Origin of the sequence: Methylomonas sp. LWB (assembly GCF_001856095.1) — a bacterium.
In the GTDB taxonomy this organism is placed as follows: domain Bacteria; phylum Pseudomonadota; class Gammaproteobacteria; order Methylococcales; family Methylomonadaceae; genus Methylomonas; species Methylomonas koyamae_A.
In genome coordinates, this window is the sequence record NZ_MKMC01000067.1 from 90,434 (window position 1) to 104,344 (window position 13,911).

The 13,911-nt window shown below is 58.2% G+C and carries 20 protein-coding genes; 7 read left to right on the forward strand and 13 right to left on the reverse strand.

What is annotated here, in order from left to right; all coding sequences use genetic code 11:
* Window positions 1–67: 67 nt before the first annotated feature.
* Entirely contained in the window at window positions 68–946 is an 879-nt protein-coding gene (locus BJL95_RS20075; protein ID WP_071160481.1) for a LysR family transcriptional regulator, read from the forward strand.
* Here BJL95_RS20075 and BJL95_RS20080 read toward each other — a convergent pair.
* A complete protein-coding gene (locus BJL95_RS20080) occupies window positions 943–1,926 on the reverse strand; it encodes a 2Fe-2S iron-sulfur cluster-binding protein (protein ID WP_071160570.1) in 984 nt (327 codons plus the stop codon). The two genes, BJL95_RS20075 and BJL95_RS20080, sit on opposite strands and share 4 nt — an antisense overlap.
* Before the next feature lie 8 nt (window positions 1,927–1,934).
* Window positions 1,935–2,312, reverse strand: coding sequence for a group 1 truncated hemoglobin (locus BJL95_RS20085; protein ID WP_071160484.1), 378 nt, complete (start codon window positions 2,310–2,312; stop codon window positions 1,935–1,937).
* Window positions 2,313–2,558: 246 nt separating this feature from the next.
* Here BJL95_RS20085 and BJL95_RS20090 point away from each other — a divergent pair, with 246 nt between their 5' ends.
* The 6 genes from BJL95_RS20090 to lipA all read left to right on the forward strand — a co-directional run bounded on the left by BJL95_RS20090 (window position 2,559) and on the right by lipA (window position 7,117).
* On the forward strand, window positions 2,559–3,185 hold the full coding sequence (locus BJL95_RS20090; RefSeq protein ID WP_071160485.1) for a metalloregulator ArsR/SmtB family transcription factor: 627 nt from the start codon (window positions 2,559–2,561) through the stop codon (window positions 3,183–3,185).
* A gap of 97 nt (window positions 3,186–3,282) precedes the next feature.
* The gene (locus tag BJL95_RS20095; protein ID WP_064029622.1) at window positions 3,283–4,446 is read left to right on the forward strand and encodes a D-alanyl-D-alanine carboxypeptidase family protein; all 1,164 of its coding nucleotides are present in this window, start codon (window positions 3,283–3,285) and stop codon (window positions 4,444–4,446) included.
* On the forward strand, window positions 4,443–5,282 hold the full coding sequence (locus BJL95_RS20100) for a D-amino acid aminotransferase (RefSeq protein ID WP_071160486.1): 840 nt from the start codon (window positions 4,443–4,445) through the stop codon (window positions 5,280–5,282). Before BJL95_RS20095 ends, BJL95_RS20100 begins: the two co-directional genes overlap by 4 nt.
* Entirely contained in the window at window positions 5,279–5,545 is a 267-nt protein-coding gene (locus BJL95_RS20105) for a YbeD family protein (RefSeq protein ID WP_064029626.1), read from the forward strand. Before BJL95_RS20100 ends, BJL95_RS20105 begins: the two co-directional genes overlap by 4 nt.
* A gap of 4 nt (window positions 5,546–5,549) precedes the next feature.
* Complete coding sequence (gene lipB, locus BJL95_RS20110; RefSeq protein WP_083386176.1) at window positions 5,550–6,158, forward strand: lipoyl(octanoyl) transferase LipB; 609 nt, start codon at window positions 5,550–5,552, stop codon at window positions 6,156–6,158.
* Window positions 6,155–7,117 (forward strand): lipoyl synthase, encoded by a 963-nt coding sequence (gene lipA / locus BJL95_RS20115; RefSeq protein ID WP_071160489.1) that lies wholly within the window; start codon window positions 6,155–6,157, stop codon window positions 7,115–7,117. Before lipB ends, lipA begins: the two co-directional genes overlap by 4 nt.
* A 162-nt stretch (window positions 7,118–7,279) precedes the next feature.
* On the opposite strand, the gene BJL95_RS20120 is transcribed toward lipA, so the two are convergent.
* From BJL95_RS20120 to nifX, 11 genes are all read right to left on the reverse strand, one after another.
* Window positions 7,280–7,711, reverse strand: coding sequence for an RNA-binding protein (locus BJL95_RS20120; RefSeq protein ID WP_139306352.1), 432 nt, complete (start codon window positions 7,709–7,711; stop codon window positions 7,280–7,282).
* A gap of 522 nt (window positions 7,712–8,233) precedes the next feature.
* Entirely contained in the window at window positions 8,234–9,505 is a 1,272-nt protein-coding gene (locus BJL95_RS20125) for a (Fe-S)-binding protein (RefSeq protein ID WP_071160492.1), read from the reverse strand.
* Between the two features lies 1 nt (window position 9,506).
* Window positions 9,507–9,959: a hypothetical protein gene (locus BJL95_RS20130; RefSeq protein WP_071160493.1), complete on the reverse strand. Its 453-nt coding sequence runs from the start codon at window positions 9,957–9,959 to the stop codon at window positions 9,507–9,509.
* A 3-nt stretch (window positions 9,960–9,962) separates the two neighbouring features.
* Window positions 9,963–10,925, reverse strand: a complete 963-nt coding sequence (locus tag BJL95_RS20135; RefSeq protein WP_071160494.1) for a DUF364 domain-containing protein — start codon at window positions 10,923–10,925, stop codon at window positions 9,963–9,965.
* A gap of 9 nt (window positions 10,926–10,934) precedes the next feature.
* Window positions 10,935–11,315: a hypothetical protein gene (locus BJL95_RS20140; protein ID WP_064029638.1), complete on the reverse strand. Its 381-nt coding sequence runs from the start codon at window positions 11,313–11,315 to the stop codon at window positions 10,935–10,937.
* On the reverse strand, window positions 11,312–11,818 hold the full coding sequence (locus tag BJL95_RS20145) for a hypothetical protein (RefSeq protein WP_064029640.1): 507 nt from the start codon (window positions 11,816–11,818) through the stop codon (window positions 11,312–11,314). The genes BJL95_RS20140 and BJL95_RS20145 overlap by 4 nt, the downstream gene beginning before the upstream one ends.
* A 3-nt stretch (window positions 11,819–11,821) precedes the next feature.
* Window positions 11,822–12,145: a ferredoxin gene (locus BJL95_RS20150; RefSeq protein WP_064029642.1), complete on the reverse strand. Its 324-nt coding sequence runs from the start codon at window positions 12,143–12,145 to the stop codon at window positions 11,822–11,824.
* Window positions 12,146–12,395: 250 nt separating this feature from the next.
* Entirely contained in the window at window positions 12,396–12,701 is a 306-nt protein-coding gene (fdxB, locus tag BJL95_RS20155) for a ferredoxin III, nif-specific (protein WP_064029672.1), read from the reverse strand.
* A 17-nt stretch (window positions 12,702–12,718) separates the two neighbouring features.
* Window positions 12,719–12,928: a CCE_0567 family metalloprotein gene (locus tag BJL95_RS20160; protein ID WP_064029644.1), complete on the reverse strand. Its 210-nt coding sequence runs from the start codon at window positions 12,926–12,928 to the stop codon at window positions 12,719–12,721.
* Window positions 12,929–12,937: 9 nt separating this feature from the next.
* Window positions 12,938–13,411 (reverse strand): NifX-associated nitrogen fixation protein, encoded by a 474-nt coding sequence (locus BJL95_RS20165; protein WP_064029646.1) that lies wholly within the window; start codon window positions 13,409–13,411, stop codon window positions 12,938–12,940.
* 66 nt (window positions 13,412–13,477) lie between these two features.
* Window positions 13,478–13,909 carry a nitrogen fixation protein NifX gene (nifX, locus tag BJL95_RS20170; RefSeq protein WP_082885565.1) on the reverse strand — a complete coding sequence of 144 codons (432 nt, stop codon included), beginning with the start codon at window positions 13,907–13,909 and terminating at the stop codon, window positions 13,478–13,480.
* Window positions 13,910–13,911 lie beyond the last annotated feature (2 nt).

Consider the following 13,911-nt stretch of genomic DNA (forward strand, 5'->3'; position numbering starts at 1 on the left):
AAAGCCGCATAACATTAGACAAGCGAATTTAATTGGACTTTAATATCGAAAAAATCAATACAAAGACATGGATCTCGACCAAATCAAGACTTTCTTAAGCGTGGCCGCCCACGGTAGTTTTCAGGCAGCGGCCGGGCATTTGTACGTCACCCAATCGACGGTCAGCATCCGCATTCAGCGTTTGGAAGCCGAGTTGGGCGCCGCGTTGTTCGTGCGCAACCGCGCCGGCGCCGCGCTGACTAGCCAAGGCCAGCGATTTCTGCCACATGCGCAAAGCCTGTTACTGACCTTCGAACAAGCCCGCCACGACATCGGCCTACCCAGCCGGTTTCGAGCCAGCATCGCGATCGGCGCCCGCGTCGGGCTGTGGCAAGCGGTGCTGCCGGATTGGATAGGCGAGATACGCCGGACGATTCCGGACATCGCGATCCGCGGCGAAATCGGTTTCGAGGACGACTTGATGCGCGGCCTGATCCAGGGCCGCATCGATATCGGCATGATGTACACGCCGCAACACGGCGCCGGCCTGCTGATCGAGCATTTGTTCGACGAGACCTTGATCTTACTGGCCAGCGAACCGGATCGGCGCTGGCCCGACCCGGACTACGTCTACGTCGATTGGGGTCCGGCGTTTTATACCAAACACGCCAACTGTTTCCCCGATCTGGAAGGACCGGCCCAGCGCGTTAACATCGGCTGGCTGGCCGCGCAACTGGTGTCGCGTAACGGCGGCTCCTGCTTTCTGCCGGAGCGGATCGCCGCGCCGCTGGTCGCGGCCGGCCGCTTGTTTCCACTGGCGAACAGCCCCAGTTTCACTCTACCGGCTTATATGGTGTCCGCCCGCGCCGCCGACCACGACATACTGCGGCAAGTGGTGGACCTACTCCGGGCCGCGGCGCTCCGCGAGCGGCACGGGGACGGCCGCGACCGCGCCGAGCCGGCTTAATCCAAGGTCGGCGATGCGACGTGAAACGCGTCGCTGTGAATGTCGGCCAGCGCCGCGCCGCTCAAATAGGCCTGACGCTTGGCGCGATCCACCATGTCAGGATGGCCACACAAATACACCCGCCAATCGCGCAAACCCGGCAATTCCGCCATTGCCACGTCGTTAGCCCGGCCGGCAGCGATGCCTGACGGCACATCGCCGCGCGACACGCACGGCGTGTAATGGAAATTGGCGTGGGCTCGCGCCAAGTCGCGCATTTCATCCAGCCAGTACAGGCCCTCGACGTCTCGGCTACCGTGATACAGCCGAATTTGCCCGCGATGGCCGTTATGCAAGGCTTCCTCGACAATCCCGGCCAGCGGCGCCAAACCGCTGCCGGTACCGATCAGCAACAGATTGGCCGCCGGCAAGTCCGCCAGGTAGTAACAAAAGCCTTGCGGATCGGAAACGTCGATCCGGTCGCCGACCGCCAGCTCGCGATGCGCCCATTCGCTAAAGCGGCCGCCGGCCAAGCGGCGGATATGAAAAGTCAGGCGGGTCGAATTTCGGCTATTGGCGATCGAATAACTGCGGATCAATCCGTCGGCGCGGCGCAAATTGACGAATTGGCCGGCGTAATATGCCAGCGGATGCTCGCATTCCAAAACCAGCCACAGCGTCTGCGCATTCAGATTGCGCTTTTCGACGACCTCCGCCGCAGTGTAGCCCGCCGCCGCGCCACCCAATCCCAAACGCATATCGCGCTCGGGCCGGCACAAACAGGCCAGCAAATAATCTTCACGTTGCAGCGCCGGCTTCAACCCGACTTGCGCGGCGGCGGGCGGCGGGCCGTCTAGACTGCGCACCAGGCAGGCATGGCATACGCCTTGCCGACAACCGTTATCGATCTCGATGCCGTCGCGCAGAAACGCATCCAGCACCGTTTCGCCGGCACCGCACAGTGCCTGGCGGCCGTTGAAGCTAATCTTGATTTCCGCCATCGCCGCGCTCAACGGTTCAACACGTCGCTGCGGGTACTTTCGGCAATCGCCGCGGCTCGTGCAATCAAGTCGGCCGGCACGCTCAATTCCCGCAAGGTTGAGCCCAAGTGTTCCATCACCGCGTCGAAGTGGGTATCGTCCAGGCCCAGTTTTTCGACCAGATGGGCGTGCGCCCGCCTCATGTCGGCACCGTTGTAATGGTTGGGACCGCCGAAAGCCATCGTCAAAAAGGCCTTCTGCTTGGCGGCCTGCTTGTCGATGTCGGTGTTGTCGAAGAAGCGGTTGATTCGGTGATCGCTCAACACCTTGCGGTAAAAAATATCGACGGCGGCATTGACGGCCGCTTCGCCGCCCAATTGTTCGTACAAAGAAATCGCTGCGCTCATGGCATCTCCCGTGGATTGCGTTGATAAAGTCGGGTCGCTCAACCCGGACACAGCATAAACCGGTAAAAATACTTTTACAATATTTTTATGCTTTAAGTATTTTAGGCTGCTCGAGCTAACTTTGGCGGTCGCCATCAAAACATTCGGTTAATTCAATCGTAAGCTCCGCCACGCGCCCACGAGAATCCGGCCATTCACGAGCTAACGCGCTACAATAGTGGCCCGTTTCTCAGCCCGCAAAATTCGATGAACGTTTTAATCGGCTCCCGCCAGGAACAAATTCTGACTCTGTTATTAGATGCGCCTTCGGGCCTGTGCATCGACGAACTGGCGGCCGCGTTGGGGATTTCGCGCAACGCGGTCAAACAGCATCTGGCCGGACTCGAAAAAGACCAACTGATCCGCGAGGCCGCCTGGAACAGCACCGGCGGCCGGCCGTCGCGCAGTTACGGTTTGACCGAGGCCGGCCGAAATCGGCTACCCAAGCAATACGCCTGGTTCAGTACCTTGCTGCTGGACCAACTGCGCAACGAATTGGGCGAAGCCGGTTTACGCCGCTTGATGTGGCGAACCGGCGAAAATCTGGCCGAGACCTTGGCCCCTCGCTTTGCCGGTAAGAGTCTCGCCGAACGCACCGCCGCGCTAGTCGAATTGATGCAGTCGCTGGGTTATCACGCCAATCTCGAAGACGACACCGGCCAAATTAGAGCCATCAACTGCGTCTACCACGACATGGCTCAGCGCCACCCGGAATTGTGCGAGTTCGACCGGGCATTAATCGCAACCTTGCTGGAACGGCCGATCGAGCAAACCGCTTGCATGGCAAAGCAAGATTGCACATGCCGATTCAAGTGCTTGGCGCCGCCGGATTAGCCCAGGGTTCCGGCGCCGAACGGGCTTGCGGTTTTTCGTAGCCGAGCGTCTCGGTGATACAATGGCGCTTTCCCGAACGACTTTTTACCGAGAAATCATGAGACCATCCTTCCGTACGGCCTGCAGCCTGTTGTTTGGGCTGTCGTTAATGCTGACCGTCGCATCGCTGCAAGCCGCCAGTCCGATTTTTACGCCCGCCGCGCCGAGCGTCGCCGCCAGCAGCTATTTCCTGATGGACTTCAACAGCAGCCGGGTGTTGGCCGAAAAAGACCCCGACAAACGCGTCGCGCCGGCCAGTTTGACCAAGATCATGACGGTGTACGTGGTATTCCGCGAGCTTAAGGCGGGCCATTTGACGCTGGACGAAAAAGTCACGATCAGCCAGAACGCCTGGGAAACCGGCGGCTCGAAAATGTTCGTCGAAGTCAACAAGCAGGTGGCGGTCGAGGACTTGCTGCAAGGTGTCGTGATTCAATCGGGCAACGACGCCAGCGTGGCGCTGGCCGAACACGTGGCCGGTAGCGAGCAAACTTTCGCGACGATGATGAACGAGCAAGCCAGCCGCCTGGGCATGGCCAACAGCCATTTCGAAAACGCCACCGGCCTGCCCAGTCCCAACCACTACAGTTCGGCGCGCGATCTGGCGCTGCTGGCGCAAGCGGTGATCAAGGAATTTCCGGAATATTACCGCTGGGATTCGCAAAAAGAGTTTACTTTCAACGGTATTACCCAACAAAACCGCAACCTGCTACTTTGGCGCGATCCGTCGGTCGACGGCCTGAAAACCGGTTTTACCGACGACGCCGGTTACTGCATGGTCGCTTCGGCCAAACGCGAGGACATGCGGCTGATCTCGGTGGTAATGGGTACCGCCAGCCCGAACGCCCGCTCCAACGAGAGCCAGTCCTTGTTGAACTACGGTTTCCGCTTCTTCGAAACCCATCGTTTGTACGAAGGTAACAAGGCCTTGAGCGAGGCGCGGGTGCGCAAGGGTGTCACCTCGAAATTGCCGGTCGGCTTGGCCGAAGACCTCTACGTCACCGCGCCGCGCAAGCATTTCAGCGAATTGAAAGCCGAAAGCCAGACCGACAAAGCCATCGTCGCGCCGCTGAATAAGGGCGACACGGTCGGTAGCCTGGTAGTGTCGTTGGCCGGCGAAACCGTCGTCAGCAAACCGCTGGTGGCGCTGGAAGCGATAGCCGAGGGCGGCCTGTTCCGGCGTTTGTACGACGCCGCGATCGGTTTATTGGAGAAAGAATGACCCAACTCGTGTATTTGAACGGCGACTATCTGCCGTTGGCCGAAGCCAAGGTGTCGGTATTGGATCGCGGCTTTTTGTTCGGCGACGGCGTTTACGAAGTGATACCGGCCTACGGCGGCAAATTGTTCCGCTTGGAAGACCACATCGTTCGGCTGAATAACAGTCTGGCCGGCATCCGCTTGAAGGTGCCGCACGGCGTCGCCGACTGGCAAGCCATCTTCCAGCCGCTACTGACGGCCGGCAAGGACCAATACATCTACCTGCAAATCACTCGCGGCTATGTGCCGACCCGCGATCACGGTTTCCCGGAAACCGTGGTGCCGACGGTTTTCGCGATGTGCTCGGAGATCAAGCCGTTTCCGGGCAAGTCGGCCGGCATCAAAGCGATCACGCTGGACGATACCCGCTGGCAGCTTTGCAACATCAAGGCAATCACGCTGCTGGCCAACATTCTGTTGCGCCAACAAGCCCTGGATCGGGATTGCGCCGAAGCGATTCTGGTCAAGAACGGATACGTTATCGAAGGCGCCGCCAGCAATCTGTTCGCGGTCATCGACGGCGAATTGATCACGCCGCCCAAATCCAACGAAATCCTGCCGGGCATCACCCGCGATGTGATTCTGGAATTGGCGAGCGCCGACGGCATCCCCTGCCGCGAAGACATCATCGCGCTGGAAGGCCTGCAAACCGCCGAGGAGGTCTGGGTCGCCAGTTCCACCCGGGAAATCCTCGCCGTCGTTGAATTGGACGGCAAACCGATCGGCACCGGCAAGCCAGGGCCGGTTTGGCAACGGCTGGACGATTTACTGCAAACCTATAAAAAGTCGCTGTCATGAGCGAAGCCGATTCCCTGCTGGAATTTCCCTGCCAATTTGCGATTAAGGCGATGGGTAAGAGCCGGGACGACTTCGACGCAATCGTCGTCGAGATCGTCCGCCGCCACGTCGAAGACATTCGCGAAGGCGCGGTCACTAGCCGGCCGAGCAAGGGCGGCAATTACACGGCGGTCACCGTCGTCATCGAGGCCACCAGCCGCGGCCAACTGGACGCGATTTACCTGGATTTGACCGCCTGTCCCGACGTGTTGATGGCGCTGTAAGCCGGTGAATGCAAGCCTGCAACACTTGGGCCGGCGCGACTACGCATCAGTCTGGCGGGACATGCAAAACTACACCGCCGAGCGCGACAGCGCCAGTCCGGACCAGATCTGGATCGTCGAGCATCCGCCGGTCTACACATTGGGCCTGAACGGCAAGCGCGAACACCTACTGCGCGAGACGGCGATTCCAGTCATTGCCTGCGATCGCGGCGGCCAGATCACCTACCACGGCCCCGGCCAACTGATCGTGTACCTGTTGGCCGATCTGCGCAGGCTGAGTCTAGGCCCAAGGCAGGTGGTCAGTTTATTGGAACAAGCCGTCATCGTCACGCTAAGCCAATACGGTATTTCGGCCTCGGCCCGCGCCGATGCCCCCGGCGTCTACGTTGACGGCCGCAAAATCGCGTCGTTGGGCCTGCGCATCAAACGCGGCTGCTGCTATCACGGCTTGAGCCTGAACAACGACATGGACTTGGCACCGTTCCGAGACATCAATCCCTGCGGCTACCCGAATTTGCCGGTTACCCAACTGGCCGATTTGGGGGTTAAGATAAGCACCGACGAACTGGCCGTTCCGGTGGTTCACCAATTACTTCAGGCGATAGAATCATGACGCTGAACGCCCCTTCCCGCTCCACGCCCGCAACCCACCAACGCAACGCCGATAAATTGTCGCGGATTCCGATCAAGCTAGAAACGACCGGCGAAGTATTGCGCAAACCGGATTGGATCCGGGTCAAGCTACCGGCCGGCGATCAGGTCAACCGGATAAAGCAGACCCTGCGCGCCAACCGTCTCCACACGGTGTGCGAGGAAGCGGCCTGCCCGAATCTGGGCGAATGCTTCAGCCACGGCACCGCTACTTTCATGATCATGGGCGATCTGTGTACCCGGCGTTGCCCGTTCTGCGACGTAGCCCACGGCAAACCGCAAGCGTTGGACGCCGAGGAACCGGCGCATCTGGCCGATACCATCGCCGCGATGGCGTTGAAGTACGTGGTCATCACCTCGGTGAACCGCGACGACTTGCGCGACGGCGGCGCCGGCCACTTTGCCGCCTGTATTGCCGAGGTGCGCCGGCGATCCCCCGCCACCGTTGTGGAAGTGTTGGTCCCCGATTTTCGCGGACGGGTCGGTAAAGCCCTGCAGATCTTGGCCGCGCAACCCTGCGATGTGTTCAACCACAATTTGGAAACCGTGCCGCGCCTGTATCAGCAAGCCCGGCCCGGCGCCGATTACCAGGGATCGTTGGAACTGCTAAAGCTGCATCGAGAACATCTGCCGCAGGTGCCGACCAAATCCGGCCTGATGTTGGGCATCGGCGAAACCGAGGCGGAGATTTTGGCGGTGCTGGACGATTTGTTGGCGCACGGTTGCAGCATGCTGACGCTGGGTCAGTATTTGCAGCCCAGCAAGGACCATTTGCCAGTCCAGGCCTATATCCATCCGGACCAATTTCAACGCTACGCAGAAATCGCTACCGAAATGGGTTTCAAACAGGTGGCCAGCGCGCCGTTGGTGCGTTCGTCCTACCACGCCGACCTGCAAGCCGCCGGCATCGTCGGAGTATAGCGAGCACGCCCCCTAGGTTAGTGCCATGCGTTAAGCTTGAATTTATCGGACGTTGCTAATCTGGATCGAGGCGCCCGTACCGCGTTCCGCTGCCCCTACCCCTCTGGCTTCGGAATGCTCCTTACGCGGCGCCTCACTAATCTCACTGCATATTCTACCGAGTCACGCCGGCAACATATCGTCCTGGTAATGGAAGACATTGGATAAATCGATGTGGATTTCGATCCGATCGCCCCGCCGCCGATCAATGCCGCGCTGCTGATAGCCGGCCGACGTTTCCAGCAAGCGCCTATCGTTGTTAAGATCCCTATGCACATACGGCCTGATCGACACACAGGTATTGCTGAAGGGTTTGCCGGACAGGTTTTGAATCGCCAACATGCCGCTGGCCCGCGAATCGACGAAAACCAGACCGTGGTGCTCCAGACCATTGGTTTGCTTATCCCGAATCACCATCACCTCTGCTTTCAAAACCCGACCGGACGCCTGATCTCCACCGTTCGTAAACGCCGAAAACACGTAATCGTGTAACTCGTTGGGTCGAGTATTCGCAGGAATATCCTTTAAAAACAAAATCATAATCACTGTCTGCATCGTAACTGGAATCAACGTGGAACTAAAATGCGCATCTTCCCGAAAGGACTGCGCCGCCACATACATCTTAGCCGACGCTCGTTACGCGACAAATCAGGCTCCTGTTCTTACCGCCGGCACGAAACGGCAGGCAAAAAAACGGGCCGGACAGAGAGTCCAACCCGCGCGGCGGCTGTCCGTGCGCCAAACGTTCCACCCAGGAACGATTTTTAAAACAGACTCTGAAGAAGCAGCTTGTATCTCGATCGACGAATACCGCACCATCCTGGCCAAATCGCCTGGCAGCGCTACCATTCAACATGATTCGCCGACAACCGCGCCTCGCAAACTTCCAGCCTGACGCGATCATAGCGGCATCGGCGACCGACCGCAAGCCCAAAATTACTCTGAAAGGCGTTGGGCGAGTTACGGACATCCCTGCGTCGGAACGCCATCAACCGCGGCTAAAGCCCCTCCCGCGCTCATATTTTACGAAAAGCCTTTCACGACCGTTAGGTTAGAACTCTACAAGACACCTTGAGTTTAGATGCGATCGGCGAGGAGTTGCAGCGGATGAAGCACTCTGGAGCCTGCGGGCTGCCCGGCGTTCAGATAAAAACCACAGCCGAAGTTGGCGCTGACTACGACATCGGCTCCGGATCCGGCCATCGCCAGACGCTTGGCGGCCCGCAACGATTCGGCGTTTTCGGGATGACTGAGCATATAAGTACCGCCGGCACCGCAGCATAACTGATTGTCGGCCAACGCTTCCAGATTGACGCCTGGAATCTTGCGCAACAAGGCATACACACTCTGACTATTCTTCAATACATTGCGTTGACTGCAGGGTTCATGGACCGCCACGTTCAGATTGGAAGCCGCCAGTTGCAGATCTTCCGGCCAATGCGCCAACAAAAACTCGTTGATGTCGATCAAATGCTTGGTAAACCAACCGGATGTCTCGGAATCTCCGCCTTGATATTCGGTCAACATAGCCCCGCAGCCGCTGGCGGAGTATATAACCGCTTCAACTTCCAGCGCGTAAAACGCGGCGATGTTGGCTTCCATCATCGATTCCGCCGGCAAGCCGTTGTGCTGATGAATCGCGCCGCAACAACCCTGCTTTTCCGGCACCACGACCTCATAACCGAGCCTATTCAGTAACTTGATGCCCGCAACCTGGACCGGACGATCGAAATGTTCGGCCAAACAACCGGTAAACAGCGCTACCCTGCCCCGATATTTGATGCGACGCTCCACCGGATAAATCCCGGCCAGTCCGACCAAGGACGGCTCGCAAACCAAGGCTTCGGCCGCTCCCAAACCGAGTTTCGCCAACAGTCCGCTGGCGCGTAGCGGTTTCTGCAAACCGGAGCGTAAATACAGCGTGACGAATGGCAGCAACAGTGCCCGGGCGTGCTTGCGTTCGATCAAGCGCAACCCCAGCCGTGCCAACCAAGACGGCCTCGCCGTCGCGCGCAATTTGGCTTGGGCCCGGTCGAACAATGTCCCATAACTCATTCGGCTGGGACAAACGGTCTCGCACGTCCGGCACTGAACGCAATCGTTGAGTTGCGCGAGTTCTTCGACGCCAACGCCGGCGTCGTCGGCCAATATTTTGGCGATGGTACGCACCCGGCGGCGCGGTGTCTGTTCGTCCACCTGGAATAAGCGAAACGTCGGACAGGTACTGACGCACATACCGCAGCGCATGCATTCGCTGGCTTCGGGAATATAAGGACCGGTCGACGGCGGCGATGCGTCCGCGGAACCGTCGCTAGCCGAGTCGAAGCCGAAATCCTGAAAGTCGAACATATTAGCCCTCCATCATTTTTACGTACGCGCGGCGCAGCAACTCCATTTCCGCCGGCGGCCGACCGCGCAATTCCGGTAAGGTGCGAAATTTGCAGTTACGACTTTCCATCAATAGATGCGGCGGGTCGAGCAGCGTGAAACGCGCCATATACACCGTAATCACGCCACCGGGCGCATCGACTTGCTCGGCGAAACCGGCTTCGATCCGCAGCAAATCGTTGTCCAATTGCAGAGTCTGATTGGCCGTGCTCAGCAACATCGCCGGATGCACGCTCACCTTGCCGGCCGGCGCGTCTTCATCTTCCTCCAACGCTTCGGACAGTGGCGGCAACGGTTCCGGAAAGAACACACTTCCGGAGGCTTGCTGCAGGAATAATGTCAAGGCGCTGATGTCGCCTTTATAAAACAGCAACAGGCGGTGGTTTTCGAACGGGTCGGCGAGCGATTCGATCATGGCTTAGATGGTGGCCTGGCTGTCCCACAAGGTTTTATAGCTGGAATCCAGCCGCGACAGGCGGTTATTGAGTCGATCCAGCAACGGGTAATCCGGAAAGCGGGACCGGTTGCCGCTAGCGTACCAGCTATCCATTGCCGCCGTCAGTCGGTTTTTCTCGTCAAAACAATCGGCAATCTGCTGTTTCAACCAGGCCAGACTATGATTCGGCAATAATTCCATCACCCGATAGCGCAAACCGTTGTTGAAAATCCGCACCCCCCCGCCCTGAGCAGCGGTATGGTATAGCACCTCCGGGTCGACGATCTCGGCGCCGGCCAGGTAATCGATACCAAATTCGTGCAGTTGCGGCAGCCACGGCACGGTCGGCCCCATTAATACCGTCGTGGCATGGCAAGCCAGCTCCGCCAGTCGCGGAAACGTTTTGTTCGGGATGGAACTGGCGGTCAAAAACACCCAATCGGCCTGCGGCAACAGAAATTCGCACGCGGAATCCGGCAAATCGCTGGCGGCTGGCTGGCGCTCCAGTACCGTCAACTGCATCTGCTCCTGATACCGTTCGATGCCAGGGTAACGGCCGATCACGACCACTTTCTTGCCTTTCAGGCGCGGGAGAAAATAATCGAACACCGCCAGGTTAGCGTATTCGGCGTGACCTTCCAATGCCAGCGAATCCGGTAGCGGTCTGGCGTTGACGCTGGCGTTGATCGCCGCCATCGCCACGGTCGCCTTATACGGCTCCCACTCGGTAATCCAAGCGGCCAGATCGATGATCGGCTTGCCGCATAAGGTGCCGGACCAATTCAGCGTCCGCGTGGCGTGCCCCGGCGTCATCGCCAAACCGGTAGTCGCATCGCCCCTGCCGCGACATAGCGTCCAAACCAGACCTATCATCAACTCGTCGACCACCGCGCCGCCACCGCAATGATCCAGCAGCAACTCGTACAGGTACTTAGGGTTGCCCATCGCCCCCCCTTATTGCGGCACGTCTAGCAATTTCGCTTCGGTTTTAATATTGTCCTGCTTGCCCCAGGCATTGATCGCCTCTACAAACCATTGCTTCTTGGTCGGGTGAGGCTGCACTACATCGTACTCGGCATAAAAGCTGCCGTCGCCGTGAAATTTGATTTGACCGATCCGGCGCTTATTGGCGTCGTACCAATATCCCACCAAATCCACGCTTTGCGTGAACGGGTCGCTGACCAGACTGAATTGCGCGGCTTCGTATTCCGGCAACGCGATCTGAGTCTGTACCGGGAAACCCAGCTTGGCAATATTCGCGGCGATGCGTTGGCACACGGTTTTGCCGAATTCGCGGCGCATTTCAACGTGTTCAGACAAACTTTCCGCGCTCATGCGGCATCCTCCAACATTGCGCTCGCCAAGTCCATGATTACCGACGCACCGGAGCGGTCTTCCGGATCCAAGCCCCGAATAATGGACAGGATCAGTTGCGCCTCCTCATCCTGTTGGCGGCGCAGATTGATAAAAGCCAGCGCTTTCAAACTATACAGATAGAACAAGTGAACGTCGCTAGCATACATATCCCGCTTGCCGGTTTCCTGGCTCAACAGTCGGTAATCCGCCGTGAAGCCGCCTTGCCGAGCCGCCTCCGCCAAGGCCGCCCGGGCTTCGCGCTCCGCTTCCTGCAATCGGCCCTGGTAAAAATAAAACTTGTACAACGCGAAATAGGTTTGCAAACAGGTGCCGTCCAAGGCCTGGGCCTGCTGAAAAAACTTCTCGGCCAGCGGTTTGTCGGCGTGGCTGGCCGCCACCGCCGACTGCAACAGTTTGTTGACGGCTTCTGGGACATCCGGGCTGAACAGCACCCGCTCTTCAAGAAAGCTGACCGCGGCCATTGCTTACCAAACCTCGGCGGGCACGATAAGCTTTTCGACAGGCTTATCACCCAGCAAATGCTCCTCGATGATGGTTTTGACGTCGTCCTTGGTCACCCGTCCATACATAACACCTTCGGGATAGACCAGCACGCTGGGTCCCAGCATGCAAGGCCCCATGCAGCCCGTGTTGGTCAGGCCGATTTTTTCGAACAAATTGCGGCTTTGAATTTGCGCCATGAATTCGTTCATCACGTCGGCACAACCGCTGGCGGTACAGGAACCGCGCGGATGGCCTTGCGGACGCGCTTGAGTACAGACGAAAACGTGTTTATTGGGACGTGGCATGATAGCTTTCCTTTTTTGAACTGAAATAAGAAATCGGGTCGCTTGCGCGACGCTGAAAGGGGGCGCCCTTTCTTAAAGCGGGCAGATCGCTTCAAGCCGCCAACCAAGCTGTATGGATGGCGGTCGCTTGCATCGCGTTTGCGCTCAACGGTTTCGCGTTGAGCGGCGCGGAAGCCTGCCGATAAAAAGTGGCCATCAAAAGGCAGGACGAAAGCGGAGCGCTGAACACTCCGCAATCGCCGGACGGCGTTTACGCCGCTGCCTTGTGCTCGTGGGTAAAGCAGGCTTTCGGGCAAACTTTGGAGCAAGCCTCGCAGCCAATACAGTCGGCGGCATTTTTGAGGCTCATCACCATCGTGTTGTCGTCATCCTCGTCGAAGTCCTCCAAGTCGGCGGCGTCCAGTACATCTCCCCGGTCCACCAAATCGAACACGTCGCGCGGGCACACCTTGAAGCAACGGCCGCAACCGATGCAGTCGCGTTGGTTCAAATCGGTCACGTAAGATGGCGTCCAAACGCTGCCGCCAAAAGTTACGCCGGTTACAAATTCGCTCATATCGCTCTCCTCAAGCCTCATCCGCCACTGGCGGCTTGAAATTTCTTGTTGGCTTCGTCCCAAGCCTTACATGCGTCGTACGTCGTTTGGGCAATGCCCATCAACTCCCCGTAAGCATCCGGCAAACGGTCTTCAATCAGATCATGCAACACCGACGCCGCCTCGTTGGCCAGGCGTTTGGTCTTTTTCACTTCTTTTTCCAGCGCTTTAATCTCTTCGTCACTCATAATTTCACCTCAAGCTTCCGCCACTTCTTTGAATTGCTCGATCAAGGCCACGGCTTTTTCCAACACTTTCTCGGTTTTTTCGTTCAACTCTTCCAAACTGCCGAAGCCGAAGCGATGCACGTCGCGCAACACTTTGTCGACCGCGATCAGTTTGCCGACCAAGACCAGCGCCCGGCCGAAGCCTTCATGGGTGATATTGATCACCGGTACCGCCATCAGACCGCAACGTTTTTCCACCAGCGAGGAAATGGCGTTGTAATACGCCTTGACGCGCGCCAGCGTAATTTCGTCGGGATCGCCGATGACCGGCACTTCGCGTTTGCGCTCCTTGGTCATGATCAGCGGATCGATGATTTTTTCCTCGGACCAACCTTCGTAGGTGTCGTAGGTATCCATTGCTCTGAGTTGTTTGATCATCTCGACAACGATTTCAGAGCTCATCAAAGGGTCGCCGGCTTCGACGACGAGTGCGGGTTGAGACATGGTGGGTTCTCCAGTGGTTTTGGTTAGGGCGGCGAACCGCCGCAATTTGTCGATTCGTTAAAGCGCTTACTCGTCCCAGCCTTCGTCTTCCATCGCATCGAAGCGGCCGGCATCCGGCCCCTTGTGCGCGTTGATGGCCTTGGTCAGCCACGCGGAAGGCCCGGCTTTCATTTCGTTCTGCAAATCGCCGATCAAATCCTTGATGGTGCTGCCTTCATGGACTTTGATCGGCTGTATGCCCTGGGCGATGATTTGCTTGATCGCCGAGGCGCCGATGGCTTGGCAATAGACGGCCGCGCAGCCGTCCAGCAGTTGAATCTTGACCGACAACTTATCCTCGTTACCGTCCTGGGCCAGTTCGCCGAACTGCGCGGCTTCTAGCATTTCCGATTGCTCGGGGTCCACCGCGTAGACCGCGAACGAACGGGCTGAACCGAAATGCTGGTTGACATGCACCATATCGGTAGTGGCAAAGGCGACTTTAATCGCGGTTTCCATGG